Below are 24,966 nucleotides of genomic sequence, written 5' to 3'. Positions count from 1 at the left end.
CCTGACAGCGCTGCGCGTGATCCGCTCACCCGCGTGGCGGACGTCCGGTCAGCGGTGGGCGGCGGGCGTCAGCCGGCCGCCTTCCGGGCGCTCGCCGGCTTGATCGTCGAACGGCCGGCGACGACCCTCGTGCCGGCCGGCTTCCGGGCGGCGGTCATCCGCTTGTGGGTGCCCGTCGAGGTGCTCGTCCTGGCCTCGACAGGGCCCACGGACGACGCCGCGGAGGTCGCCTTCCTCGCCGCCGACTTGCGCGTGGTGGTCGAGGACGTGGCGGTGGCCTTCTTCGCCGGAGCCTTCTTCGCCGCCGCCTTGCGGGCGCCCCCGGTCGGGCGGGTCGAGGCGGCCTTCGTGGCGGTGGTCTTCTTGGCCGGGGCCTTCTTCGCCGCGGTCGTGGTCTTCTTCGCCGCGGTCTTCTTCGCCGCGGGGGCGGCCTTCTTCACCGCCGCGGTGGCCTTCTTCCCGGTGGAGGTGACCTTCCGGGTGGCGGCCGTGGTCTTCGCTGGGGCCTTCTTCGCCGCCGCCGTGGTCCTGGCGGGCGCCTTCTTGGCCGCAGGCGCCTTCTTGGCCGCGGTGGTCTCCTTGACCGCGGCGGTCTTCGCCGCCGCCTTGCGCGCGGGTGCCTTCTTCGCCGCCGCGGTGGTCTTCGCCGCCGCCTTGCGGGCGGGAGCCTTCTTCGCCGCCACGGTGGTCTTCCGGGCGGGGGCCTTCTTGGCGGGCGCCTTCTTGGCCGTGGTCCTCGTGGCCGGGGCCTTCTTGGCGGGTGCCTTCTTGGCCGTGGTCTTCGTGGCCGGGGCCTTCTTCGCGGGCGCCTTGCGCGCCGCCGACACGACCTTCTTGGCGGCCGCCTTCTTCGCGACGGCCTGCTTCGCCGGCACCCGACCGGCGCCGGCGCCCGAGGCGTTCGGCGAGGCCTTGGTGACCGTCGCCGTCCGGCCCGTGGCGGCCCCCGTGGACCGCCGCGTCGCGGCGGTCTTCTTCGCGGTCGTACGTTTGCCGGCCGGGCGGGTGGTGGCCTGTTGTGCTTCGGCCATCTCGGTTCCCTCCTTGGGGACGTGCTCTCGTGGCTCCTCGCGGAGCACGGAGTACCTCGACGCGGGCCGTCCCGCGCCGTCTACCTGCCCTCCCCGGCCCAACGGGCGTCCTCGGCGTCCCACGCTTCGTTGCGCTCCCGCACCTGCTGCAGGGCGTTCTCCGCGTCGGCGGCTGAGGCGTACGGTCCGAGAACGTGCTTCGCAGGGCACACGTCGGCGTCGGTCTCGACCCGGTGGTGTCGGGTGCACCAGTAGTAGTGCGCACCACTTCCGCTGTCGCTCATGAGATCACTGTGCACCGCATAGCGCCCGGCCGCCACCGGATCGCCACAAATAGCCGCCGATGTCCTCCACAGTAGACGTGCTGCCGGCCGCCGGATGCCGGAACGGCGAAGAACGGGGCAGCCGGGCACCGGGTGGGTGACGGACAATCCCCGGGTGCGGTTCGGGGGAGGAACATCAGCACGGCGGCGGCGACGCCTGGTGGCCGCCGCCGCGCTCGCGGCGCTCGCCGCGGCCGGGGTGCTGGCGGCGGTGCCGCTGCTGCGGGACCGGTCGCAGGACCGGCTGGACCGGCGCGCCGACCGGGAGGTGACGGCGACGGCGCAGCGGACCCGCGCCGCGCTGCTGGCCACGCCGTCGGCGTCCGGGCCGGCGCTGCGGGACGCCGCCGACGCCGTCGACGGGGTCGAGGTGCTGACGGTCGAGAGCGCCGGTGCGGGCGTACGGCTGGTTTTCCGGGTCCGGGTGGCGAAGACCGCCGCCTCGGTCTTCGGCTGGCAGCAGGCGAACGTCGGCGCGTGTTTCGCCCAGGTCGTGCGCCCCGCCGCCACCCCGGCGCCGATGGAGCGGCTGCCCTGCCCGGACTGACCCCGCGGCCGGGCGACGCCCGTCCCGCCACCGCCCGGCCCGGTCGGCTGAACGGCCGGTTCCGCCGGCCGGGGCCGCTCGGCAGGATCGGTCGTCGTGATCGACACGACGACCGGGACGGGCGCCTGTCCCCGCTGCACGGCGATCACCGTGTCGCTGCGGGACGCGACGCCGTGGTGTGCCGGCTGCGAGTGGAACCTGGACGCGTACGACCGGGACCGGCGAGGGCGCGAGTTCGGCTGGGTCCGGGTGGACCGGTGGACGTACCGGCTGGCGTACCGGATGACCACGCGGCAGTTCGACCGGCTGGTCGGACGGCCGCTGGACGACACCGGGCCGGCCACCGCCCGGGTGGTCACCGCGATCGCCTCGGTGCTGCTGCTCGGCGGCGCGCTCGCCCTCGCGGCCACCGGGGTGTGGCTGATCGTGGCCTTCTCCTTCCCCAACCCGTCGGTGGTGCTCGGCGTCGCGCTGCTCGGCCTCGCGTACGCGCTGCGGCCCCGGTTCGGCCGGCTGGACGAGGACCTGACGGTGCTCTCCCGGGACCGGGTGCCGGAGCTGTTCGCCCTCGTCGACGAGGTGGCCGCGGCGATCGGTGCGCCGGCGCCGCAGCTGGTCGGGGTGGACGGCGACATCAACGCGTACGCCGGCGTCGTCGGGCTGCGCCGGCGGCGGGTGCTCTGCCTGGGGCTGCCGCTGTGGGGGTCGCTGCCGGCGCGGGAGCGGGTGGCGCTGCTCGGCCACGAGCTGGGCCACTTCGTCAACGGCGACCCACGCCGGACACTGCTGGTGCAGCCGGCCGTCACCATGCTCGGCTCCGCCGCCGACCTGGTGCGTCCGGTGCGTACCGTCTCCGGCGGCGGGATCGCCGAGCTGGTCGGCACGGCCCTGGCGAACGCCGTCCAGTGGGTGCTGGCGCGGCTGCTCTTCGGCGCGCACCTGGTGCTGGTCAGCGTCGCGCTGCGGGACAGCCAGCGCGCCGAGTACCTGGCCGACGAGCTGGCGGCGCGGGCCGCCGGCACGGCGGCGGCGTCCGGCCTGCTCGACGCCTTCCTCGCCGCGGAGTCGATCGCGCTCGCCGTCCGCCGGGAGTCGCGGGCCGGGCACGGGCCGGACCGGTGGCGTACGGCGGTCGCCGGGTCCCGGTCCGCCGCGGCGGACCGGCTGCCGCTGCTGCGGCAGCTGTCGCTACGGGAGGAGGCCTCGCTGTTCGCCACCTATCCGCCGGCCGGGCTGCGGCAGCGGATGCTGGCGGGCCGGCCGGCGCACGAGCCGGCCGTGGAGCTGACCGAGGAGCGGATGGCGCGCATCGACGCCGAGCTGGCCCGCGAGTACGAGCGGGCACGCCGCGAGGTGAGCTGGTCGGGCTGACGGTCGGGGCGGGTCGGCTACGACAAGAAGATCCCTGATCGCGATGCCGGCCGTGATCTGCAACAGGAAGGGCTTCGGCGGCCATAGTGTGGTGTGACGCATCAGGTACGGCCGTCGGACGAGGAGCTGTGGTCCTCGATCACTGCTGGTGACCAGACGGCCTTCGGCTGGATCTTCGACAGGTACTCCCGCGCGGTCTACAACCATGCCTTCCGGCTGACCGGGTCGTGGACGACGGCAGAAGACATCACGCAGGAGACGTTCCTGATCGCGTGGCGCCGCCGTGACGTTGTCCGCCTGGTGGAGGGTTCGGCGTTGCCGTGGTTGCTCGTGGTGGCGACCAACGCGGTGCGTTCGGAGTGGCGGTCGGGCCGCCGGTGGCTGGCGTTGCTGCGACGGCTGCCGTCAGAGCGGCACACCGACGGTGATCTTGCCGACGCGGTAGCCGCGCGGCTGGACGACGAGCGGCGGATGGCCGAGATCTTGGCGGTGGTGCGCCGGCTTTCGCCAGCGGAACGGGAGGCGGTCGCGTTGTGCCTGTGGTCGGGCGTCTCGTATCCGGATGCGGCGATCGTGCTGGGAATCAGTGAGGTGGCGGTGCGATCCCGGGTGAGTCGTGCCCGCGGCCGCCTGGCCCGCCTGATACCTGAGGAGATCCAGGAGGGGAAGCGGTGAACGAGATCCTTGACCCGCCGGTTGAGCGGGACCTGCCGCCGGTAGCGGCGCGGAAGATGCGAGCGCATCTGCTTCATGCGGTGGCCCGTCGCCCGGCTCGTACGCCGCGGCTGAGGGTCGCCGTGGCTGCGGCCGTGCTGCTGGTCGTAACGTCTGGCGTGGCGGCATCTGTCTGGGACAGGCCGGACGGCCGGACGGTCCAGGTACTGGCGATGGGACCTGGCGAGTTGTCACCGACGCTGCGTGACGCGGCCGAGCAATGTCTCAGGTGGAGCGCCCGCGAGGAGAAGACCGGATCGGCCGGGGATGGGCGACAGGTCCTGCTGTCCCTGGCCGATCTTGCGGTGGCGACAGAGCGCGGTAACCGTGTCCTGGTGTTGTTCATGAACGATGTCGGCTATGCGACGTGTGACATGCAGTCGGCCGGACCGAACCAGGAGCCGTCCGGCGGGGGCTCAGCCGAATCCTGGCCGCATGGTGAATGGCTACCGGGCCCAGTGCAAAGGCTTCTGCTGACGTCCACCGAGTTTGATGGCGGGGACGTCAGTGTCAGTGGCCGGGTCAGCGGGCGCGTCGGCCGGTTGGTGCTCGACCACGGTGATGGCCGTACCACCGTCGCACGCCTCTCCGGCGGGGCGTTCGGACTGATGACGACCGGCGCTCGGCTCAAGGCCGACGACGATCCCCAGTTGGTCAGCTACGACGACCAGGGAGTGGAAATCGACAGGCGTCCGCTATTTCAAGCCGAGGACCAACTTGATCACTGCTACACCACACCGTCCGGGACGGTGATCTACGGTAAGCCCGCTACCAACTGCCTACCCGCCGAAGCGTGGAAGCGGTAGGTGTCCGCCGCCGAGGAATGGGAATCACGCAATTCGCCGGTCACCGTGCCATCCACGTGCCAGTAGTCGGTACCGCGGACGGTCACCAGGGGGCACGAACGGACACGCACTTCCCTGCCTTGACCTGGCCCACCAGGTCCTTGTCGGCCGTGATCTTCGTCCTTCCAAACTGGCGGTGTCGGTACGCGGGTGGATCGAGGATATACACCGAGGTCACCGCCTTGATCAAGGCGGTGACCTGTGGGCGACGGACGAGTCGACCTGTACGCCGGATTCTGTGACCGACGCGCCGTGCGGCGCGTCGGCGGCGGCCATCCATCTCGGCCTGCCGTCGCCGGCAGGCTCCAGCGGCCTACCCGCAGACATCGGGCGGGCAGCCCTCAAGCGTCTGCGCGGACCGTCATCTTGCGGTGACGACCCTTTCTTGGCCTTGCTCCGGGTGGGGTTTACCTAGCCATCCCGGTCACCCGGGATGCTGGTGGGCTCTTACCCCACCGTTTCACCCTTACCGTCCCATTTAGGGCCGGCGGTCTGTTTTCTGTGGCACTGTCCCGCGGGTCACCCCGGGTTGCCGTTAGCAACCACCCTGCCCTGTGGAGTCCGGACGTTCCTCGGCGACGGGCCGGAGCCCGTCGACGCGACCGCCCGGTCGACTCGTCCGTCGCGCTCTCATCCTAACGACGCGACGGCCTCGCTCATTTCCGACCCGGACACGGGTGGACGGCGGCGACCCGCCCGTCCCCGCCGCCGGATCACCAGTCCGACACCAGCCCTTCGCCGAAGAGGCGCTCACCCCGGTCCGGCTCGCGTACCGGGATCGACGCGAGGACCTGGCCGGCGGCGTCCAGCGCACGCACGTCCGCGGGTTCCCCGAGCGGCAGGGTGACCACCGCCGCGCCGTTGGTCACCGGCGCGGAGGAGCGCACCGTGCCGGATCCGACCACCTCCACCCGCGCGGCGCCCTCCTCCTCGGGTACGACGAGGAGCTGGTCGGTGAGTGCCGCGTGCCCACCCACCCGGGTCGGCACCCTGACCGCGATCAGGTCCGGAGAACTGCCGACGACCGTGCTCACCAGCGCCCAGTCGGTCCGGCTGGCCGCTCGGGTCTCCGTGTCGTCGGGTCGGGCGTCATCCGGCGCGGCCAGCGCCACGAGGGCGTCGTAGCTCGCCCCGACCTGCAGAACGGCCGGGCCGGTGCCCGAGGCCGGACCGACGAGCGCCGCCCCGGTGCCGTCCCCGCCGGGGACGCGGCCGCTCCAGCGCCGCACCGGCCCGGGATCGCCCGCCAGGCCGGTGGTCTCGACCAGCAGCGCGTAGGAGCTCATGGCCGTCTCCTCGGCCTGCCTGATCTCGCCGCCGACCGTCAGCGGTTCGCCGGCGCCCGCGCTCGGGTCCGGCGCCGGAGCGGAGTCTCGGCCGCTGATCTCGCCGGTCCCGAAGCCCATGGGGCCCTGGTCGCGGATCCTGCCGTCGCACTCGACCCGCCACCAGCCACGGATCGGTTGCCCGTCGAGGAGCAGATAGCCGGGCGTCGGCGTGGGGCGCCAGGCGCGGCGCAGCGTACCGTCCGGGGTCACCGTCGCCGATCCAGCGGACGAGACGGCGCAGCCGGCCGGCGCGAGACCCAGCAGCCACCGGGGCGTGTCCCTCTTCCCCTCGACAACGCCGTCGATCACGGTGAACGGCGAGATCCGCACGTTGCTGATACCGCCGGCGCGTACCAGGTCCCGGGGCGTGGAGCCGGCCGCACCCGTCGTCGCCACCAGGGCCGCGGAGGTGTCGGAGTGGTAGGCCACCACGACCCGGCGTGCCCCGAACGAGTCGTCGGCGAAGAGCACCTTGACCGTCGGCAGCGCGGAGTCCATGCCCGCCTCGTCGCGGTCCCGGTCGAAGACGCGGGTAAGCTCTTCGACCAACCGCCCGTCGGCGGCCAGGCTGCCCCGGGTGGGCGAGTCGATGAGTCGCCACACCCAGTCGTCGGTGACCGGGTAGCCGGACCCCGGCTCGGGGTCGCGGAACAGGTCGCCGAGACCGCCCGCCCCCACGCCGAGGGCAGGGGCGAAGATCACGGTGGCGAGCAGGCCGGCGAGCAGGGCAACGGCGCCGGACCACCGGTGCCGCCGACGGCGACGGGCATGCCTCATGAGCCGCCCGTACGGGTCGTCGTCGGGGACCACCGACGCGGCGACCCGGGCCAGACCGGCACGCAGTTCGTCCACACTCATGCCCGTTCCCCGATCACTCTGCCGGTCGCCATCGACCGGCCGGTCGACGCCGACGCCAAGACGTTCCGCAGCCGGGCGAGGCCCCGCGCCGCCTGGCTCTTCACCGTTCCGACGGAACACGCCATCACCGCCGCCACCTCGGCTTCCGGCAGGTCCTCCCAGTAGCGCAGCACCAGCACGGTCCGCATCCGGACCGGCAGCCGGTCCAGCGCGGTCAACAGCTCGTCCCGGACGGCGACGCCGTCGGTGGTGTCGGGCCCGACCGGGTCCGGTACTGCCGAGGTGAGCAGCTCCCGCAGGCCGATCCGGCGCCAGCGGCTGGCGCGTTCGTTCACCATCACCCGGCGGACGTACGCCATCGGCTCGTCGACCCGCCGCCAGTGCCGCATCACCTTCAGCAGCGCCTCGTGCACCAGGTCCTGGGCCACGTCCCGACTGCCGGTCAGCAGGTACGCGGTGCGCAGCAGGTCGGCGTAGCGAACCTCGACGAATTCACGGAACTCCGGGTCATCCACCCGTCGACCCCCCGTTGTGACCGTGCACGTCCGCTCCCCTCGTCGACCCTGTCGCAGGGAACGACGCGACAGGGTGACGAAAGGTTGAGTCCGGGGTTGCGTGGTGCGGACGGGAGCGGACTAGCCTCTGGGGATCATGAACCTCTCCGACGCCGCGCTCCTGCTCGCCGCCGGTCTCGCCGCGGGCACGGTGAACGCGGTGGCCGGGGGCGGTTCCCTCATCACCTTCCCGGCGTTGATCGCGGTCGGGCTGCCGCCGGTGCCGGCGAACGTGAGCAATTCGGTCTCCGTCTTCCCGGGGTACGTCGCGGCCGTCGCGGGCAGCCGGACGGACCTGCCGCCCGGGCGGCGGCTGTGGACGCTGCTGCCCACCGCCGTGCTCGGCACGGTCGTCGGCTGCGTGCTGCTGCTGGCCACCCCGGCGCGGGCCTTCGAGGTGGTGGTGCCGTTCCTGGTGCTGGGGGCGACCGCCGTGCTGGCCTTCCAGGATCCGCTGCGCCGGCTGGTCGGCCACCCGGCCGACCTCAGCCCGCGCCGCCGTACCGTCACCGTGCAGGCGATGGTCGCGGTGGGCACCGTGTACGGCGGCTACTTCGGCGCGGCGCTCGGGGTGATGCTGGTCGCCGGCTTGGCCCTGGTGCTGGACGCCACGCTGGCCCGGGTGTCGGCGATCAAGAATCTGCTCTCCGCGGTGGTGGGGCTGACCACCCTGGTCGTCTTCGCGCTCTTCGGCCCGGTCAACTGGGCAGCCGTCGCGGTGGTCGCGCCGGCGACGCTGGTCGGCGGGTACGTGGGCGCCCGGCTGGTCCGCCGGCTGCCGCCGGTGGTGCTGCGGACGGTGATCGTGGTCTTCGGTACGACGATCGGCCTCTACCTGCTCTGGCGCGCGCTGCGCTGACACCCGTCGCGCGCGCGGACGCCGAACCGCCCCGGCGCTGCGCGGCGCCGGGGCGGTTCGACCAGGGGCGGAGGGGAAGGCTCAATACGCTTCGCCGACCGGTTCCTCGGGGGCGTGCTCGGCGTCGCGGGCGGCGGAGTTCCAGCGGGACCAGAGCACCCGCTCGCCGTAGCCGGCAGCCATCACGTGCGCGAAGGCCAGGTAGACCAGCACGCCCACGGCGAGGACGGCGAAGCCGACCCAGAACGGCAGTGCCAGCCCGTGCTCGGCGAGCTTGCCGGAGATGATCGGCGCGGGCGCGGCGGCGCCCCAGCGGACCAGGTTGAACGCGCCGGTGGCCACCCGCCGGTCGCTGGAGCCGAGGCCGAGCGCCAGGTCGGTGAGGTTGGCGTTGGCCAGGCCCATGCAGAGGCCGGCGAGCACCAGCACGACCAGCGACTCGGCGGTGGAGCCGGAGGTGGCGAAGAGGACCATGCAGACCAGCAGGCCGCCGATGGCCACGCCGACGGTCTGCACCGCGCCGATCCGGTGGGCGAGCCGGTGTCCGATCAGCAGGATGCCGGCGGCCAGCCCGAGGCCCCACGCGGTGAACGCCAGTCCCAGTGGCACCACGTCGAGGTGCAGGAAGAGCGGGGTGTAGCCGAGCACCACGAAGAAGACGAAGTTGTAGGCGGCGGTGACCACGCAGAGGGTGATGAACGCGGGCTTGCGGTAGGTGGCGAAGATCTGGCCGACGCGTACGGGTGCCTGCCGGTTGGCCGGCTCGCGCAGCTTCCGGGACGCGACGGCCAGCGCGAGGACCATGAAGACGCCGCAGACGAAGAACGGCAGCCGCCAGCTCACGTGGCCCAGCAGCCCACCGATCAGCGGGCCGACGGCGAAGCCGAGACCGAGCGCGGTCTCGAAGAGCCCGACCACCCACTCCCGGTCGACGGCGAGGTTGACCAGCACCACCATGGCGGTGGCGAAGAACATCGCGTTGCCCAGCCCCCAGACGCCGCGCAGCACCGACAGCTGCACGATGTTGTCGCTGAACGAGGCGAGGATCGCCGCCGCGCCGACCACCGAGACGCCGGTGATCAGCACCGGCTTGAAGCCGAACTTCCCGCTCGCCAGGGTCGCCGGAATCATGCCGAGCGCCATCACCGCGATGTACGCGGTGAAGAGCAGCTCGACCTGCCAAGCGGTGACCCCGATCGCCTCACCGATGGCGGGCAGGATCGGGTCCACCACGGCGATGCCGGCGATGGCGAGGAAGGCCACCAGGGTGGTGGCGTAGATGGCACTGCGGTTGGGTTCGGATCGCCGATCCACTCCGCGCCTCCAGACAGATAGCTGTATCGTACAGATAATTCTGTTGTATCGTACAGCTATGACGGATGACCACACGACGGGTACGGGTCAGGACGAGGCCACACTCGGCCGGATCGAGACCGAGGTGGCCCTGCTGATGCGCTTCGGCGAGGCCACCCGGCGGGCCACCGGGACCGCCGAGCACCGCGTGCTCGACCGGGCGGCGTACGTGATCCTGCGGCACCTGGAAACGGCCGGGCCGCAGAACGTCTCCGCGCTCGCCGCGAAGCTCAACCTGGACGGCTCGACCGTGACCCGGCAGGTCTCGGCGATGCAGCGGGACGCCCTGATCGCCCGCACCCCCGACCCGGCCGACGGCCGCGGCACGGTCATCTCCCCCACCCCCGCCGGCCTGTCGCGGATGGCCGCCGTCCGGGCGGCCCGCACCCGGCTCTACGGCGACATCCTCGCCGCCTGGGACCCCGCGGACCGGGACACCCTCGCGGAGCTGCTGCACCGCCTCAACCAGGCCCTGATGTCCCGCCCCCGCGCCCGCTGACGCGCACGGAAGGGGCCCCCGGCTCACCAGCCGGGGACCCCTTCGCTCACCTCAGGCGACCGGCTCGCGGGCGGAGTCGGCGTCGCTCTCGGTGCCGGGGGCGACCCGCGGGTCGCCCTCGTCGGCGAAGTAGTCGTCGGGCGTGGTGTGGTCCACCCCGTCCGTCACCTTCGCGGCCCGCAGGGCCAGGGTCACCAGCGCGGCCACCACCAGGTTGACCAGCACCGCCACGATGCCCACGTAGATCGTCTTCTTGGTGTCGAAGCCGAACTCGGAGAGCGGGAAGGCCGAGCCGGCGAAGTGCTTCTTCCCGGTCGTCGGGTTCGCCACCTGGTAGAGCATCCACATGCCCATGCCCATGCCGGCGACCCAGCCGGCGATCAGGGCGCCCCGGTGGAACCACCGGGTGTAGAGGCCCAGTGCCACCGCCGGCAGCGTCTGAAGGATGATCACGCCGCCGATCAGCTGGAGGTCGATGGAGAACTGCGGGTCGAGGAAGATGATGAACGCGAGCGCGCCCACCTTGACCAGCAGCGAGGTCAGCTTCGAGACCTGTGCCTCCTGCGCCGGGCTGGCGTCCCGCTTCAGATACTCCTTGTAGATGTTGCGGGTGAACAGGTTCGCCGCCGCGATCGACATGATCGCCGCCGGCACCAGCGCGCCGATGCCGATGGCCGCGTACGCGACGCCCGCGAACCAGTTCGGGAACTGCTGGTCGAACAGCAGCGGCACCACGGTGTTGCTGTCCACACTGCCCGCCGAGGCCCCCGCCAGCGGCTTCACCTTCGCCGCGATCGCCATGTAGCCGAGCAGCGCGATCAGCCCGAGCAGCAGGCTGTACGCCGGCAGCGCGGACATGTTCCGCTTGATCACGTCCCGGTTCCGGCTGGCCAGCACGCCGGTGATGCTGTGCGGGTAGAGGAACAGCGCCAGCGCCGAGCCGAACGCCAGGGTGACGTACTGGAGCTGGTTGTTGGCGTTGAGCAGGATCCCGTCACCCGGGTTCGGGGATGCCTTGAACTTGGCGTCGGCCGCGTCGAAGATGCTGCCCCAGCCGCCGAGCTTGTACGGCAGGTAGATGATCGCCACCAGGATCACGATGTAGATCAGTGAGTCCTTGACGAAGGCGATCAGCGCCGGGGCGCGCAGCCCCGACTGGTAGGTGTAGGCCGCCAGGATGGCGAACGCGATGATGATCGGCAGGTGCCGGGCCAGCGCGTTGTCACCGGTCACACCCATCGTCTTGAGCACCGACTCGATGCCGACCAGCTGCAGGGCGATGTACGGCATGGTGGCGACGATGCCGGTGATGGCGACCAGCAGCGCCAGGATCGGCGAGTCGAACCGGTTGCGGACGAAGTCGGCCGGGGTGACGTAGCCGTGCCGGTGCGACACCGACCAGAGCCGGCAGAGCACCAGGAAGACCAGCGGGTAGATGACGATCGTGTACGGCACGGCGAAGAAGCCCATTGCGCCCGCGCCGAACACCAGCGCCGGCACCGCCACGAAGGTGTACGCGGTGTAGAGGTCGCCGCCGACCAGGAACCAGGTGATCCAGCCGCCGAAGTTGCGGCCGCCCAGCCCCCACTCGTCCAGGTGCGCCATGTCCCTCGGCGCCCGCCACCGGGCCGCCACGAAGCCCATCGCGCTCACCAGCAGGAAGAGGAACGTGAAGACGATGATCTCGGTCAGATGGTCACGCCACATCAGTGGTCACCCCGCTTCTTCGTCATCTGGTAGACCAGCGTGGTGGTGGCCACGCCGAGGATGATCCAGGCCAGTTGCAGCCAGTAGAAACGCGGGAAGCCGAACAGCCGGGGCGAGTCGGCGTTGAACAGGGCCGGGATGAGCGGCACCACGATCGGTATGAAGAGCAACCAGTTCCAGGGACTGTGGTCCTTCGCCCTGGATCGCGCCGAGGTCGGCGCCTCCGGTTCGGGTGCTGCCATGTGACACACCTCCGGGAAAAGTCGTAACTAGCCATGTGACGGCCGGAGGCTACGACCCGGTGACCGCGGTCACGTTGAACGCTGCGACCACCATGCGCCGAACGGCCGCCCGGATGCGCCGAGCGGCGCGGGCGGGCGGCCCCGGTGGCGGGGACGTCAGAGGTCGGTCAGGTGGGAGGTGTCGTTGACCGTGCGGACGGCCACGCCGCCGTCGGGGTAGAGGTCGAGCAGGGAGATGCCGGCGGTGTCCAGGTAGAGGCGGTGCAGGAAGGCGTCACCGGCCGCCAGGGCGTCGCGCAGCACCAGCTTGATCGGCGAGACGTGCGAGACCACCACCACGGTCTCCCCCGGGTACGCCGCGCGCAGCCGGTCGACCGCCCGGCCGGTCCGCTCGGCGACGGCGACGAACGACTCCCCCTCGGGCGGAGCGACCCGGGTCGAGGCGAGCCAGGCGTCCAGCTCCCCCGCCCAGCCCGCGCGCACCTCGGCGAAGGTGCACCCCTCCCACACCCCGAAGTCGCACTCGATCAGGTCGTCGTCGGGGCGTACCGGCGGGTTGCCGACGACCGCGGCGATCGCCTCGGCGGTGGCCGTACAGCGGGACAGCGGGGAACTGACCACGGCCGCGACGGACGGCGCGAGCGCGGCCACCCGGGCGGCCGTGGCCCGGGCCTGGGCCCGGCCCCGGTCGGTCAGCGGCACGTCGCCGCGACCCGAGTAGCGCTTCTGCACGGTCCGCTCACTCTCGCCGTGCCGGACCAGGATGAGCCGGGTGGCCTCGGCGGTGGGGCGGGGCTCCCACGAGGCCGGGATGGTGGCCGGGTCGGTGCCGGCGGCGCGCCCGGTGGCCGCCCGGGCGGCCACCTCGCGGGCGGCGGCGCGGGCCGCCGAGTCCGGGCCGGCGACCTCGCGCGGCGGCTCCACGATCCGGGGTGGCGCGACGGCCGCCCGGGTCGGGGCCTTCCCGGCGGCGACGTCCATCGCCGCGTTGGCGAGGGCGTCGGCGTGCTTGTTGCGCTCCCGCGGGATCCAGCTGAACCGCACGCTGTCGAACCGGCCGACCAGGCCGGCGGCCTGCGCGGCGAGCGGCCGCAGGCCGGGGTGCTTGATCTGCCAGCGGCCGCACATCTGCTCGACCACCAGCTTGGAGTCCATCCGCGCGTCGACCTCGACCGCGCCCAGCTCGGCGGCGGCCTCCAGCCCGGCGATCAGGCCGCGGTACTCCGCCACGTTGTTGGTGGCGGTGCCGATCGACTCCGAACGCTCGGCCAGCACCTCGCCGGTCTCCGGGTCACGGACCACCGCGCCGTAGCCGGCGGGACCGGGATTGCCCCGGGACCCGCCGTCGGCCTCGACCACGACCGCGCGCACCGCCACGGCGACTACAGGCCCGACTCGTTCGTACGCACCATGATCCGCCGGCACTCCTCGCAGCGGACCACGTCCTCCGGGTCGGCCTTGCGGATCCGGGCCAGGTCGGCGCCGGAGAGCTCCAGCCGGCAGCCGCCGCAGCGGCCCCCGGTGAGCAGCGCCGCGCCCAGCCCGGTGTCCTCGCGGATCTTGTCGTAGAGGCCGACCAGGTCGGCGGGGAGGTCACCGGCGAGCGGCTGGCGGGCGGAGCGCTTGAACTCCTCCTCCTTGGCGATCTCGGCGAGGCTGTCGTCGCGGCGCTGCTCGACCGTGGCGCGCCGGTCCCGGGCCTCGGCGATGCGCCGCTCGATGCCGTCGAGCACCCCCTGCGCGGTCTCCCGCTGCTCCATCAGCTCCAGCTCGGCGTCCTCCAGGTCGCTCTGCCGGCGGTTCAGCGAGACCAGCTCGTGCTGCAGCGCCTCCAGCTCCCGGGCCGGGCCGCTGCCGGCGGCCAGCCGGGCCTCGTCCTTGCTCTTGCGCGCCCGGACCTGGTCGACGTCCTTCTCCAGCCGGGCGATGTCCCGGTCCAGGTCGTCGACGGCCACCTGGGCGCGGACCCGCTCGTCCTCCAGCGCGGAGAGCTCCCGCGCCAGGGCCTCCAGCTCGGCCCGCTCCGGCAGCGACCGGCGGCGGTGGGCGAGCTGGGCGAGGGCGGTGTCGATCGCCTGCAGGTCGAGCAGGCGGCGCTGCACCTTCGGGTCAGCCTTCACGGGCGGGGCTCCTTGTCGTCCGGTCGGGGTGCGGCGGCATGCACGGTCCATGGGTCGGTGTCCAGGTCGGACACCACGGTCTCGACGCCCAGCGCCGCCCGCAGGTGGGCGGCCAGGTCGTCCAACCAGGGTCGTTCGGTCGCCCAGTGTGCGGCGTCCAGCAGAGCGGGGCCGCCGGCGGCGAGGTGCTCACCGGCGGGGTGGTGGCGCAGGTCGGCGGTGAGGAACGCGTCCACCCCGGCGGCGGTGGCCTCGGCGAGGAAACTGTCCCCGGCGCCGCCGCTGACGGCGAGGGTACGAACGATACGCCCGGGATCCCCGGCGGCGCGAACTCCCCAGGCGGTGACGGGCAGCACGGCGGCGGCGTGCCGGGTCAGCTCGCCGAGGGTCATCGGGGTGGGCAGCTCGCCGATCCGGCCGGCGCCCCGCCCCGGGCCGTCGGCCGGGGAGCCGGGGCGCGGCCGGTGCAGCGGGCGCAGCCCGGTCAGCCCGAAGCGGGCCGCCAGTGCGTCCGAGACGCCGGGGTCGGCCACGTCGGCGTTGGTGTGCGCCACGTACAGCGCCACGTCCGCCTTGATCAACCGGTGGACGATCCGCCCCTTGTACGTGGTCGCGGCGACCGAGGAGACCCCGCGCAGCAGCAGTGGGTGATGGGCGACGATCAGGTCGGCCCCGGCGGCGAGCGCCTCCTCCACCGTTTCGGGCACCACGTCCACCACACAGGCGACCCGGCGTACCCCGGTGGTGGGCTCCCCCAGGACCAGGCCCACCCGGTCCCACTCCTCCGCCCAGGCGGGCGGGTAGCGGCCGTCCAGCACGGCCACCACGTCGGCCACCGTGGGCGGGGATCCCGTTGTGCTCACGGCCGGCCAGCTTACCGGCGCGGGCCGTGACACACGCCCTCGACCACCGGGACGCGCAGCGGGCAGGACCGGACGACGCGCCGGCCGGACCCGGCGGACGACGACCCGGCGGCGCGCCCCGAGGCCATCCCGACCCGGCTCAGGCGACCGGGACGACCGGCCGCCGCACGCCGCGCAGCGCCGCCAGGCCGACCCCCCACGGGAAGGCGTCCTGCTGGCGCTCGCCGGCGCCGGGCGGGTGCAGCGGTACGACGTGGTCGCCGAAGACCACCGCCACCCCCCACTCCCGCAGCCGGGCCAGGCTGGCCCGGAACGCCGGGTGGCCGGCCATCGCCGCGTTCGTGTACGGCACCGCGGCGATCGGCAACCCGAGCCCCTGGCCCTCGACCAGCAGCCCGAGGGCGAGGGTGTCGGTGATCCCGACCGCCCACTTGTTGACCGTGTTGACCGTCGCCGGGCAGACCAGCATCGCGTCCGCCGGAGGCAGCACGTCCGGATCGCCCGGGTTCTTGTAGTGGGTGCGGACCGGATGGCCGGTCTGGCGGGCCAGCGCGGTCCGGTCCACGAACTTCGCGCCGTCCGGCGTGGTGATTACGCAGACGTCCCACCCGTCCTGGTGGGCCAGCTCGACCAGCCGACCCACCTGCCGAGCCAACGGCGAACCGCAGGCGATGACGTAGAGCACCTCGCGGCGCCCGTCGCTGATGCGCGGACCGTTCATCCGACCGGCGCCAGGCTCATACCCCGACTCCCATGTGCTCAGCCAACTCCGCAATCGGCGGAGGCGGCGTACCCCGTGTGCGACGGAGCACGTCCGCCATCACCTCGTGGGCGATCGGCCGGCAGCGGATCTCGGACGGCGCCAGCCGGTCGCCGCGCAGCAGCATCTCGCCCGCGTTCGACACGTCGCCGAGCTGCGCGTAGCCCCGGGCGATGTCGAGCAGGTGGTGCGCCCGCCGCTCGGGCAGCAGCGCGTTGAACGCCGCCTCGGAGATGGCGTGGTGGATCTCCACCGCCCGCCCGCCGTCGCCCAGCTCCACGGCGGCGGCCGCCCGGTGCAGCTCCAGGTTGGTCGGGCCGAACGAGGTCCAGTAGTGGTTCTGGTCGCCGCCGAGCAGTGTCGCCGCCTCCTGCGCGCCGGCGAGCAGGTCGTCGACGGTGGCGGAGTCGCCGATCCGGGCGGCGGCCATCGCGCCCTGCAGCAGCAGCATGCCGTAGACGGAGAGGCGGCCCGGGGAGGCGTCGTTGCCGCCGCCCGGGGCGAGTCGGTTGGCGATGTTGACGTTGAGTTCGAGCGCCGGCCGGGGCCGGCCCATGGCGACCAGCGCGTTGCAGACCCGGGTGGTGGCGATGCCGGCCAGCAGCTGGTCGTCGGCACGCTGGGCGACCGCCATCGAGCGGTCCGCGGCCAGCCAGGCCAGGTCGCACTCACCCAGCTTGCGCAGCACCGAGGAGGCGATCTGGTAGACCTGCCCGAGCAGGTGGGCCGACTCCCGGGCCTGGTCGCCGCCGTAGCCGGCGTCGGCGGCCTGGGCGTCGCGCAGCAGCTTCGGCAGGGCGCGGGTGAGCATCCCGTAGCGGCCGTACTGATAGGTGAGCCAGGCGTGGTTGACCGCCTTGCGCATGTCGGCCAGCGGCGGCGGGTACGGCGCGGCGTCGAAGTACGCGCTCATCGAGTCGTACCGCTCCAGCGCGGCCCGGATCTCCTCGACCTCGACCTGGTCGATGCAGTTCAGCGCGTCGGTACGCCGCTCCGGGTCCTTGCCGAGCAGCAGTTGGACGTCGACCTGGAGGATGTCGGCGATCTCGTAGAGGACGGAGAACTTGTCCAGCCGGCGGACGCCGCGCTCGACCTTGTCCACCCAGCTCTTGGACTTGCCGAGCCGGTCGGCGAAGACCTGCTGGGACATCTTGCGCCGGCCGCGCCAGTACGCCACCCGGCGGCCTATCGGTAGTTCGTCCATCCGGTCCTCCCCATTGAGATGCCGATCGATCCCCCACGCCACCAGGTTTTCGCTGGTCGCACACGCTGTACGTCGGCCGTACGGCCAGTCCTCGTAGTTTTCGTGCAAGTTGCACCAGCCGTTTCGTCAGCTCAACGATCCTGGGTTACGGCAGTGACGGCGTTCGACACGGGACGTGGGGACAGTCCGGCAGGGCGAGAGGAGATGGCACACATGTGGGGGAATGTCGGACCGCGCGTCGCTCACCTGTCGCCCCTGGAGCGGGTCCGGCTGCGCCGGGTCGCGGTCCGCTACGCCGGGCACGGCTGGGAGGTCACCCCCGGCGCCTGCCTCGCCAACAGCCGCTTCGTCTGCGGCCGGGCCGGCTGCCCCACGGTCGGCTGCCACCCCGCCCTGGAGAACTGGGAGCAGGCGGCCAGCGCCGACCCGGCCCGGGTGGCCACCTGGTGGCGCAGCCGCCCGCACGGGTTGCTGCTCCCCACCGGGCGCTCCTTCGACGTGCTGGAGGTCTCCGCCCACCTCGGCCGGCACGTGCTGGACGCCGTCGCGACCCACCCCGCCGGCTTCGGGGTACGCGGACCGGTCCTGGTCACCCCCACGGGCCGGTGGATGTTCCTGGTCCGCCCCGGCGACCCGCTCCGGCCCGAGCTGGAACACTGCTCCCACGTGGTGCGGCACGGCCCCGGCTCGTGGATCGCGGCGCCGCCGACCCGGCTGCCGGAGGGCGTCGTCCACTGGGCCGTCGCCCCCGAACAGGCCCGCTGGCAACTGCCCGACTCGTACCTGGTGCAGAACGCGCTGATCGACGCGTTACGGGCCGCCGGCGTGACGCTCACCTCCGACCTGCTCCCCGGCCAGCTCCCGCTGCCCCGCCGCGGCTGGTGACCGACCGCCGCCCCGGCCGGGTGAACGACCGCCTCGCGACAGCGACCCTGACGGCGTCGACCTCGTTGAACCCGGTGACGGCACACCGACGCCATTGAGCGGGGGTAGACCATGTCCAGGGACGACGCGGCACGCCACACCGGCGGCACCGGACCATCGCGGCCCGGCCGCCGCCCGTACGGCTGGGCCGGCACCCGCCCGTGGGGCACCCGCCCTGGCCGCCCCCGCCCGCCGGGCTCCCGCCCGGCCACCACCCACCGCCCCCTGCGCTGAGCCCGGGCCCCGGGTCAGTCCGCCAGGGGGAGACGGGTGGAGTGGAGCAGGCGGGCGTCATCGGTGACCACCGCGTGCAGGTGGTCGGGGAGACGGTCCAGCCAGCCGATGCCGGACCGGCCCATTGCCACGGCGGCGGTGGCGTACGCGTCGGCGACGCCGAGGTCCGCGCCGACCACGGTGACCGAGCGCAGGCCCTGGACCGCGGCGCCCCGGCGGGGGTCCAGCACGTGCTCGCCGCGCTCGTACACCCCGGAGGTGGCCACCGCCAGGTCGGTGCCGGTGAGCACCAGGCAGGTGGCCGACGGGTCCCACGGGTGCCGAACGCCGATCCGCCACGGGCCGCCGGTGGCGGAGTGGCCGCGTACCCGCACGTCGCCGCCGGCGTTGACGCAGTGGTTGGCGGCGCCGGCGGCGAGCAGCCGGTCCGAGGCGACCTGCGCCGACCAGCCCTTGACGTAGCCCGACGGGTCCAGCCGCCCGGTGACGTACGCGTCGAAGAAGCCGTCGGTGGCGCCCCACAGGTCGGCGCACCGCTCCAGCACCAACCGCAGGTCCGCCGACGCCTCGGCGAGCGGCAGCTCGCCCCGGTCGAACCGGCGCACCTCGCTGTCCTCCCGGTAGGTGCTGAACCGGGCGTCGACCTCGCGCAGCCAGCCGAAGGTCTCCTCGGCCAGCTCGTGCAGGGTCGCGGCGGGCAGGTCGTCGGCGAGGTCCAGGCTGATCGCCGTACCCATGATCTGCTCGACCCGGCGCAGGCCGGGACGGGCGCGGGACGCCGTCACCTCGACCACCACCTCAGGCCTTGTCGATCGCGGCCTGGAGCGACTGCTTGTACGCCGTGCTGGTGTAGGTGGCCCCGGAGACGGTGTTGAGGTTGGCGCTCTGCTTCGCCACCACCTCGCCGGAGGTGCCGCTGTAGCGGGCCTGCACGTCGTCGCTGCGCAGCCCGGACTGGCCGTCCTGCGGCATGCCGAGCGCGGTGGCGTCGACGATCCGGGTCCCGCTCAGGGTGATCCGCACCTGGAGGGAGCCGTACTTGTAGCTCACCGTCGGCCCGCTCACCGTGCGGGTGCTCGGCTTCGGCGCGGTGGTGGTCCGCGGCGCGGCCGTGGTCGCCTTGGCGGTGCCGGTGGTCTTCGTGGTGCCCGGCGTCCGGCTCGCCCCGGCGCTGGGCCGGACCGACGGTGCCGGACCGGACGCGGAGCCGGGAGCCGGGGTCACCCCGGGTGCGGGCCCGGACGCGCCCGGCACGACGGACGCCTGGTCGGCGGGGAGGTCCTGGGCGACCTGGCTGGCGCCCGGGGAGCCCTTGAGCACCACCAGCGCGGTGGTGCTGGCGGCCAGGCCGGTGATCGCGAGGACGGCGCGACGCATTCTAGGAGTGCCTTTCTACAGCTCGAAGGTGGCGAGGTGGATCTGCCGGCGGGGCACGCCGGTCCGGCGCAGCACCCGGACCGCCTCGTCGACCAGCCCGGCGGGACCGCAGAGGTAGATGTCGCGGCGGGTCACGTCCGGCACCAGCCGGCGCAGGCCCTCCGGGCTCATCACCTGGCGGGGGCCGGGATCGTCGCGGGAACCGATGACGTACCAGACGGCGGTCCGCCGGGCCTGGGCCAGCCAGTCCAGCTCCGGGTGGAGCAGCACGTCGGCCGGGGTGCGGGCGCGGTAGATCAGCGCGGCGCCGGGCGGCAGTTCCTCCAGCATCGCCCGCAGCGGGGCGATGCCGCTGCCGCCGGCGATGAGCAGGGCCCGTTCCCGGGTGCGGTGCGCGGCGGTGAAGGTGCCCGACGGTCCCTCCGCCCAGACCAGGGTGCCCGGCCGGAGGTCGCGCAGGTCGGCGGTGTGCCTACCGACCACCTTCACGGTCAGCCGGAGCCAACGGCCGTTGGTCGCGGCGGAGAGCGAGAACGGGTGCGACTGCCACCAGCCGCCGACGTTGAGGAAACGCCAGCGGAAGTACTGCCCGCCGAGCATGTCGATCTGGTTGAGCCGGCGACCGGTCAGGTAGATCGAAATGGTGTCCGGGCTCTCCGCCACCACGTCCGCCACCCGCAGCCGGTGCCGCAGGTTGAAGTGCAGCGGGGCGACCACCCGGCCCCAGATCAGCGCGGCGAGGACCAGCAGGTACGCGACGATCCAGCCGGTGCGGACCGGACCGGGCTCGAAGAGCTGGGCGCCGTTGCTGAACTGGTGGCCGAAGCCGAGCAGCAGGGCGGCGTAGCTGATCAGATGCAGGTGGTACCAGAGCTCGTACGGCAGGACCGTGCGGATCGCCCGGATGCCGGTGAAGCCGACCAGCATCATGATGCCGGCGGCCACGAACGCGGACACCATGTCCTCGTAGTCGCGCAGCAGCGAGCCGACCTCGCCGAGGATGGACTTGTCCTCCAGGCCGGCGTAGGCGACCACGATCAGCGACAGGTGGGCGAGCACCGCGACGAGGAGGGTGGCGCCGAGGTCCCGGTGCAGGCGGGACAGCCGCTCCCCACCGACCCAGCGTTCCAGCACGCCGAGCCGGCTCATCATCGCCACCTGGACCAGCAGGAGGTAGCCGGCGACCAGGCCGGTGATCCGCCCGGCCGCGGTGAGCACGTCGGTGCTGCCGGCGACCGAGCCGGCCGGGGTGTCCAGCCACCAGGGCAGCACCGCGGCCACCAGGCCGAGCCAGAACAGGGTGGTCAGGGTCCGCCGGCCGCCGGGCCCGCGGCGGGGCAGCGCCGGCGGCGGTGGCGGGGGTACGGGGGCAGCCGAACGGCCGCCGTACGGGAGCGAGGTCCCGGTACGGCGGCCGGTGGCGTGGATGTCCTGATACGTCACGCGTACAACTTCATGGGTACGTATTTCTGCCGGGGGAAGACCTTGTCCACTTCCGCAGTCGTGAGTCCGAATCGGCCCTGGGCCACGGACCCGTAAACGTTGAACATGTTGTTGTACTCGGGTACGTCTCCCGAGTCCAGTTCGTTCAACCCGTTCCACGTGCCGAGCAGCGACCCCGCGAGCTTACGCCCGGACAGGACGGTCACCACCCCACCGTGCCCGTGGTCGGTGCCGCCGCTGTTGGAGGCGACCCGGCGACCGAACTCGCTGGACACCATGACCGTCACGTCGGCGGCCCGGTCACCCAGGTCGGTGAAGAACGCGGCCATGGCGGTGGCCAGCTCCTTGAGCTTGCGCCAGAGGTTCCCGCCGTCCTGGGTGCCCTGGTTCTCGTGGGTGTCGTAGCCGCCCATGCCGACGGTGGCGACCCGCACGTTCGCCCCGCCCTTGATCAGCTGGGCGAGCTGCTGGAACGCGTACCCGACGCCCTCGTACCTCACCCCGGCCGCGGGCTGGTACGGCTTCGCCGCGAGCCGCTGGGCGGTGGCCAGCGCGCCCATCCCCTCGATGACCGCCTCCTCCACCGGGTGGTTGATCCCGGTGAACAGCCCGCGGATCGCCTTCTCGGTGGCCGCCCGGAACTTCTCGTCGCCGTTGAGTCGCAGCTCGCCGACGCTGTTCAGGGCGAGCGCGCCGTTGACCCCGACCAGCGACCGGGGCAGCGTGCTGCCGATGCCCACGCTGCGGAACGCGGTGCCCTTGCCGAGCGCGTCGACCAGGCTGTCCAGCCAGCCCCGGCCGCCGGTCTCGCCGGGCAGGCCACCCAGGTTGCAGGCGTCGGCGGCCTGGAAGTGGCTGCGGGACAGCCGGGGGTCGGAGACCGCCGGGATGAAGCCGAGTTGGCCGGCCTTGAGCCATTTCTCCAGCGGCGCGAACGCGCTGGTCAGCTTGAAGCCGCGGCCCAGGGCCAGCGAGTCGTTGCCGAGCAGCAGGTCCGGCCGGACCTTGCCGAGGATCGGGTCGGCGGTCGGGGCGACCAGGCTCAGCCCGTCCAGCCCGCCGTAGAGGAAGACGTGGATCAGGGTGCCGGTCTTCGTCGCCGCGAACGACGCCGAGGTGGTGACGAACGGGGCGGTGGCGAGCGCGGTGGCGGTGACGGCGGCTCCGGCGACGAAGGTGCGCCGGGTGACGCCCCGGCCGTCCTGCTGGGCCTCCTCCAGCTCCTCCAGCCGCCGGTAGCGGTCCGCCTCGGCGGCGTTCTCCGCCGCGACGATGTCGGCCTCCGCGCGCAGCAGCGCCTCGGCCGGGTCGTCGGCCAGCCGCCGCAGGTCCGGGCATTCGGGGTGCAGGGGGTACGAGTACACAGTCTTCTCCATCGAATGCCTCACCGGAGGTGGTGCTGGGGGGAAGCGAGGATCGTCCGCGCGACGGCGGCGACGGCCCCGTTGAACGTGGCGTCGACCTTGGTGGTCGCCGAGACGCCGGCGACGCCGAGGACCAGCGCCTTCTCCTTGGCGCTCAGCTTCTGGTGCACCAGCCGTTTGGCCAGCTCGTCCAGGTACGCCCCGGCGGTGGCCGGCGGGCGGGCCACCAGCTTCTCCGGCGCCGGGTACGTGAACTGCTTGCGCCAGCCGCCGAGCAGGTCACCGGCCTCGTTCCAGCCGTCGACCATGGTGCCGGCCGAGGTCCAGGCGACGTAGACGTCGGCGTAGCCGTCCGGGGTGGGCTTGCCCATCGGGTACTGGCCCAGCTCGCGCATCTTGTCCTGGATCTGCCGCAGCCCCTGGGCGTACGGGGTGCGCCGGTTGTCGCCCTGGAAACCGGGTGACGCCTCCGGCCGGACGCCGAGGGTCCGGTAGGTGGCGACCAGGTACTCCATCGGCCGGCGCACCTTCTGGCCCACCGCCGCCCAGAACTCCGACGAGCTGAAGAGCGTCAGCAGCACCGGCTTGATCAGGCCCTTGTTCGCCGCGTACGTCTTGGCCAGGCGATCCACCAGCGACTTCGGCGGGGTGTCCGAGACGAACCGGGTGGCCAGGCTCTGCGCCACGTACCGGGCGGTCGAGGGGTGCGTCGCGAGGTAGGCGATGTACTGGTCGATCACCCGGTCGGCGACCTTCGGGTCGGTCGAGCTGTTCGGGTGGCTGAAGCCCAGGATCTTCACCTTGCCGACGTAGTGCCGCTCCGGGTGGAAGACGTACTTCCCGTCGGCGACGCCCCGGCCGGTCTGCAGCATCGCGGCCTGCCGGACGTCCTTCTCGGTGTACCCGCCGTCGACGCCGACCGAGTACAGCTCCAGGTTCTCCCGGGCCAGGTTCTCGTTGACCGCGTCCTTGCGGGAGTCGACCTGGTTCAGGTAGAGCAGCAGCGCCGGGTGCCGGTTCGCGGCGATCAGCATCTCCGGGTAGCTGCCCAGCGCGTGCCTGCGGATGACGTCCCGGTCGAACGAGTTGCGGTACACCTCGCCGCCGTCGAAGTCGGCGGCGACGTGCAGGAAGTCGTTCCAGAAGTCGACCATCACCTCGAACAGCTGCCGGTCGGACCAGATCTGCCGGGCGATGGTGGCGTCGATCGTCTCCTTCTCCGGCTGGGCGCCCCGCTCGTTGAGCTGATCCCGCTGGTCGCGCAGCTGCTGCGGGCTCAGCTTGAGGGTGGGCAGCTCGGCGAGCTTCAGCTCGGCCGTCGTCGGGGCGATCTTGTCCGGTTCGAGCTGCCAGCGCAGCCAGCCGTCGATGCCGAGCCGCTTGATGTCGGCCAGCACCTTCGGGGTGGCGCCGAAGGTGGCCCGGCTGGCCAGGTGCCGGACCGGGTCCTTGGCGAGCACGGTCTTCACCGTCACCGGGGTCGCCGCGGCGGCGGCCGCCGGGCCGTCGAAGAGCCGGCCGCTGGTCGGCGAGTTGCGCCTCAGCGCCGCGCCGGCCCGGGAGCCCATGTAGCTCTCGTTCTGCTCGGTGTAGGTGCGCACCGTGCTCGGCTGCTGCCCGCTGGGCCGGGCGGCGGTGCCGTCGGTGACCACGGTGCCGGTGGCGTCGCCGGCCACCGGGTCCTCGCGGAACAGCCCGCGCACCTGGGGAGTCATGGCGAGGGCGGCCCCACCGGCGACCACCGCCGCGCCGCCGAGCGCGACGAGGGCGCGCCGTCGGCCGGCGCGGCGGCCCGGCTCGTCGTCATCGTCCAGGTTGGGCAGTCCCGCGCCGGGCGCGGGGGCGAAACCCTGGCGGCCGAAGCCGTCCGGGCCGACCCACTGCGAGCCCTGGGCGGGCCGGGCCGTGGTGGCGCCGGGGTACCCGGCGGATCCGCCGTAGCCGGCGGCGGGCCTGTACGTGCCCGCGTGGTCCGGGTCGCGGTACCCGTCCCCGGGGTGCTGTCGTCCGTCCCACCCGCGGTCGTCCCGGGGTCGACGTGGTGGCACATTCTGGTCGGCCATCTACCAATCCCGTTTTCTTCGAGCGCCGGCACGCCTGCGACCGGGGAGGAGAGCAGGGGCGGCGACTGTTGCGGCGGAGTTGCTACGGGAAAGTAACCACGGGTTCCCGGGCGCTCAAGGCGGGCGGAAAGCGCTCGGCAGGGCACTTAAGACGGTGCTCATGACCCCGGCCGGGCGGTCGGTCCGGCGCCCTCCGGGGGCGGGGACCTCCCCAGCAGGGCCGACATCCCCCCGGAACGCCCGGACGTAACGTTTTGGCCCGCCGTGGCGCTGCGTGCGCCGTTCAAGCGCACAGGCAAACTTAAGGTGCGGATAAGCCCGCGCTGAGGTCGTCCGACCGGAACCTGCCGGCCCCACGCCCGCACCCGCGGCGCCTCGCCGCC

General features: G+C 73.0%; 24 protein-coding genes and 1 other RNA gene. 7 read left to right on the top strand and 18 right to left on the bottom strand.

Annotated features, from left to right (window positions below; all coding sequences use genetic code 11):
• Positions 1-68: 68 nt before the first annotated feature.
• Together OG799_RS01490 and OG799_RS01485 are read right to left on the bottom strand one after the other, a co-directional pair.
• Positions 69-1,031: a histone gene (locus OG799_RS01490; RefSeq protein ID WP_406042297.1), complete on the bottom strand. Its 963-nt coding sequence runs from the start codon at positions 1,029-1,031 to the stop codon at positions 69-71.
• A gap of 80 nt (positions 1,032-1,111) precedes the next feature.
• Positions 1,112-1,315 (bottom strand): hypothetical protein, encoded by a 204-nt coding sequence (locus tag OG799_RS01485; protein WP_406042295.1) that lies wholly within the window; start codon positions 1,313-1,315, stop codon positions 1,112-1,114.
• Between the two features lie 154 nt (positions 1,316-1,469).
• Between OG799_RS01485 and OG799_RS01480 the strand changes: the two genes are divergently transcribed.
• The 4 genes from OG799_RS01480 (at position 1,470) to OG799_RS01465 (ending at position 4,792) form a co-directional block, all read left to right on the top strand.
• Positions 1,470-1,901, top strand: coding sequence for a hypothetical protein (locus OG799_RS01480; RefSeq protein WP_406042293.1), 432 nt, complete (start codon positions 1,470-1,472; stop codon positions 1,899-1,901).
• Between the two features lie 96 nt (positions 1,902-1,997).
• On the top strand, positions 1,998-3,272 hold the full coding sequence (locus tag OG799_RS01475; protein WP_406042291.1) for a M48 family metalloprotease: 1,275 nt from the start codon (positions 1,998-2,000) through the stop codon (positions 3,270-3,272).
• 93 nt (positions 3,273-3,365) lie between these two features.
• The gene (locus tag OG799_RS01470) at positions 3,366-3,947 is read left to right on the top strand and encodes an RNA polymerase sigma factor (protein WP_406042289.1); all 582 of its coding nucleotides are present in this window, start codon (positions 3,366-3,368) and stop codon (positions 3,945-3,947) included.
• Positions 3,944-4,792: a hypothetical protein gene (locus OG799_RS01465; RefSeq protein WP_406042287.1), complete on the top strand. Its 849-nt coding sequence runs from the start codon at positions 3,944-3,946 to the stop codon at positions 4,790-4,792. The genes OG799_RS01470 and OG799_RS01465 overlap by 4 nt, the downstream gene beginning before the upstream one ends.
• Positions 4,793-5,040: 248 nt before the next feature.
• Here the strand turns inward: OG799_RS01465 and rnpB are convergent.
• The 3 genes from rnpB to OG799_RS01450 form a co-directional block, all read right to left on the bottom strand.
• Positions 5,041-5,449, bottom strand: an RNA gene (gene rnpB / locus OG799_RS01460) — RNase P RNA component class A.
• Positions 5,450-5,544: 95 nt separating this feature from the next.
• A complete protein-coding gene (locus tag OG799_RS01455) occupies positions 5,545-7,017 on the bottom strand; it encodes a hypothetical protein (RefSeq protein ID WP_406042285.1) in 1,473 nt (490 codons plus the stop codon).
• Positions 7,014-7,532, bottom strand: a complete 519-nt coding sequence (locus tag OG799_RS01450) for a SigE family RNA polymerase sigma factor (RefSeq protein WP_406042283.1) — start codon at positions 7,530-7,532, stop codon at positions 7,014-7,016. The genes OG799_RS01455 and OG799_RS01450 overlap by 4 nt, the downstream gene beginning before the upstream one ends.
• 136 nt (positions 7,533-7,668) lie before the next feature.
• Between OG799_RS01450 and OG799_RS01445 the strand changes: the two genes are divergently transcribed.
• Positions 7,669-8,430, top strand: a complete 762-nt coding sequence (locus OG799_RS01445) for a sulfite exporter TauE/SafE family protein (RefSeq protein WP_406042281.1) — start codon at positions 7,669-7,671, stop codon at positions 8,428-8,430.
• 81 nt (positions 8,431-8,511) lie between these two features.
• Here OG799_RS01445 and OG799_RS01440 read toward each other — a convergent pair whose 3' ends face one another.
• Positions 8,512-9,744, bottom strand: a complete 1,233-nt coding sequence (locus OG799_RS01440) for an MFS transporter (RefSeq protein WP_406042279.1) — start codon at positions 9,742-9,744, stop codon at positions 8,512-8,514.
• 58 nt (positions 9,745-9,802) lie between these two features.
• On the opposite strand from OG799_RS01440, the gene OG799_RS01435 reads away from it, so the two are divergent.
• A complete protein-coding gene (locus OG799_RS01435; protein WP_406042277.1) occupies positions 9,803-10,282 on the top strand; it encodes a MarR family winged helix-turn-helix transcriptional regulator in 480 nt (159 codons plus the stop codon).
• A gap of 51 nt (positions 10,283-10,333) precedes the next feature.
• Here the strand turns inward: OG799_RS01435 and mctP are convergent, their stop codons facing one another.
• The 7 genes from mctP to OG799_RS01400 form a co-directional block, all read right to left on the bottom strand.
• Positions 10,334-11,989: a monocarboxylate uptake permease MctP gene (mctP, locus tag OG799_RS01430; protein ID WP_406042275.1), complete on the bottom strand. Its 1,656-nt coding sequence runs from the start codon at positions 11,987-11,989 to the stop codon at positions 10,334-10,336.
• The gene (locus tag OG799_RS01425) at positions 11,989-12,231 is read right to left on the bottom strand and encodes a DUF3311 domain-containing protein (RefSeq protein WP_406042273.1); all 243 of its coding nucleotides are present in this window, start codon (positions 12,229-12,231) and stop codon (positions 11,989-11,991) included. Before OG799_RS01425 ends, mctP begins: the two co-directional genes overlap by 1 nt.
• A 156-nt stretch (positions 12,232-12,387) precedes the next feature.
• Complete coding sequence (locus tag OG799_RS01420) at positions 12,388-13,608, bottom strand: bifunctional RNase H/acid phosphatase (protein WP_406042271.1); 1,221 nt, start codon at positions 13,606-13,608, stop codon at positions 12,388-12,390.
• Between the two features lie 5 nt (positions 13,609-13,613).
• Complete coding sequence (locus OG799_RS01415; RefSeq protein ID WP_406042269.1) at positions 13,614-14,351, bottom strand: zinc ribbon domain-containing protein; 738 nt, start codon at positions 14,349-14,351, stop codon at positions 13,614-13,616.
• Positions 14,348-15,214 carry a Nif3-like dinuclear metal center hexameric protein gene (locus OG799_RS01410; protein ID WP_406042267.1) on the bottom strand — a complete coding sequence of 289 codons (867 nt, stop codon included), beginning with the start codon at positions 15,212-15,214 and terminating at the stop codon, positions 14,348-14,350. The genes OG799_RS01415 and OG799_RS01410 overlap by 4 nt, the downstream gene beginning before the upstream one ends.
• A 139-nt stretch (positions 15,215-15,353) precedes the next feature.
• Complete coding sequence (locus OG799_RS01405; RefSeq protein ID WP_406042265.1) at positions 15,354-15,935, bottom strand: flavoprotein; 582 nt, start codon at positions 15,933-15,935, stop codon at positions 15,354-15,356.
• A 16-nt stretch (positions 15,936-15,951) separates the two neighbouring features.
• Entirely contained in the window at positions 15,952-17,178 is a 1,227-nt protein-coding gene (locus tag OG799_RS01400; RefSeq protein ID WP_406042263.1) for a helix-turn-helix domain-containing protein, read from the bottom strand.
• A gap of 213 nt (positions 17,179-17,391) precedes the next feature.
• Between OG799_RS01400 and OG799_RS01395 the strand changes: the two genes are divergently transcribed.
• Positions 17,392-18,063 carry a bifunctional DNA primase/polymerase gene (locus OG799_RS01395; protein ID WP_406042261.1) on the top strand — a complete coding sequence of 224 codons (672 nt, stop codon included), beginning with the start codon at positions 17,392-17,394 and terminating at the stop codon, positions 18,061-18,063.
• A 287-nt stretch (positions 18,064-18,350) separates the two neighbouring features.
• On the opposite strand, the gene OG799_RS01390 is transcribed toward OG799_RS01395, so the two are convergent.
• The 5 genes from OG799_RS01390 to OG799_RS01370 form a co-directional block, all read right to left on the bottom strand.
• Positions 18,351-19,073: an FAD:protein FMN transferase gene (locus tag OG799_RS01390; protein WP_406046167.1), complete on the bottom strand. Its 723-nt coding sequence runs from the start codon at positions 19,071-19,073 to the stop codon at positions 18,351-18,353.
• Between the two features lie 61 nt (positions 19,074-19,134).
• Positions 19,135-19,713 (bottom strand): FMN-binding protein, encoded by a 579-nt coding sequence (locus tag OG799_RS01385; protein ID WP_406042259.1) that lies wholly within the window; start codon positions 19,711-19,713, stop codon positions 19,135-19,137.
• A gap of 15 nt (positions 19,714-19,728) precedes the next feature.
• Positions 19,729-21,156, bottom strand: coding sequence for a ferric reductase-like transmembrane domain-containing protein (locus tag OG799_RS01380; RefSeq protein WP_406042257.1), 1,428 nt, complete (start codon positions 21,154-21,156; stop codon positions 19,729-19,731).
• The gene (locus tag OG799_RS01375) at positions 21,153-22,532 is read right to left on the bottom strand and encodes a DUF1501 domain-containing protein (protein WP_406042255.1); all 1,380 of its coding nucleotides are present in this window, start codon (positions 22,530-22,532) and stop codon (positions 21,153-21,155) included. Before OG799_RS01375 ends, OG799_RS01380 begins: the two co-directional genes overlap by 4 nt.
• An 8-nt stretch (positions 22,533-22,540) precedes the next feature.
• Complete coding sequence (locus OG799_RS01370; RefSeq protein WP_406042253.1) at positions 22,541-24,583, bottom strand: DUF1800 domain-containing protein; 2,043 nt, start codon at positions 24,581-24,583, stop codon at positions 22,541-22,543.
• Positions 24,584-24,966: the final 383 nt, after the last annotated feature.

Source organism: Micromonospora sp. NBC_00898 (assembly GCF_045207895.1).
GTDB lineage: Bacteria > Actinomycetota > Actinomycetes > Mycobacteriales > Micromonosporaceae > Micromonospora.
Note: the sequence above shows the minus strand (reverse complement) of the source record. Positions and strands in the feature narration are given on the sequence as shown.

What these genes read in the sequence shown, in the direction of transcription:
- OG799_RS01490 (WP_406042297.1), bottom strand. Translation starts at nt 1,031, where the DNA reads ATGGCCGAAGCACAACAGGCCACCACCCGCCCGGCCGGCAAACGTACG.
- OG799_RS01485 (WP_406042295.1), bottom strand. Translation starts at nt 1,315, where the DNA reads ATGAGCGACAGCGGAAGTGGTGCGCACTACTACTGGTGCACCCGACAC.
- OG799_RS01455 (WP_406042285.1), bottom strand. Translation starts at nt 7,017, where the DNA reads ATGAGTGTGGACGAACTGCGTGCCGGTCTGGCCCGGGTCGCCGCGTCG.
- OG799_RS01445 (WP_406042281.1), top strand. Translation starts at nt 7,669, where the DNA reads ATGAACCTCTCCGACGCCGCGCTCCTGCTCGCCGCCGGTCTCGCCGCG.
- OG799_RS01435 (WP_406042277.1), top strand. Translation starts at nt 9,803, where the DNA reads ATGACGGATGACCACACGACGGGTACGGGTCAGGACGAGGCCACACTC.
- mctP (WP_406042275.1), bottom strand. Translation starts at nt 11,989, where the DNA reads ATGTGGCGTGACCATCTGACCGAGATCATCGTCTTCACGTTCCTCTTC.
- OG799_RS01425 (WP_406042273.1), bottom strand. Translation starts at nt 12,231, where the DNA reads ATGGCAGCACCCGAACCGGAGGCGCCGACCTCGGCGCGATCCAGGGCG.
- OG799_RS01405 (WP_406042265.1), bottom strand. Translation starts at nt 15,935, where the DNA reads ATGAACGGTCCGCGCATCAGCGACGGGCGCCGCGAGGTGCTCTACGTC.
- OG799_RS01400 (WP_406042263.1), bottom strand. Translation starts at nt 17,178, where the DNA reads ATGGACGAACTACCGATAGGCCGCCGGGTGGCGTACTGGCGCGGCCGG.
- OG799_RS01395 (WP_406042261.1), top strand. Translation starts at nt 17,392, where the DNA reads ATGTGGGGGAATGTCGGACCGCGCGTCGCTCACCTGTCGCCCCTGGAG.
- OG799_RS01390 (WP_406046167.1), bottom strand. Translation starts at nt 19,073, where the DNA reads ATGGGTACGGCGATCAGCCTGGACCTCGCCGACGACCTGCCCGCCGCG.
- OG799_RS01385 (WP_406042259.1), bottom strand. Translation starts at nt 19,713, where the DNA reads ATGCGTCGCGCCGTCCTCGCGATCACCGGCCTGGCCGCCAGCACCACC.
- OG799_RS01375 (WP_406042255.1), bottom strand. Translation starts at nt 22,532, where the DNA reads ATGGAGAAGACTGTGTACTCGTACCCCCTGCACCCCGAATGCCCGGAC.
- OG799_RS01370 (WP_406042253.1), bottom strand. Translation starts at nt 24,583, where the DNA reads ATGGCCGACCAGAATGTGCCACCACGTCGACCCCGGGACGACCGCGGG.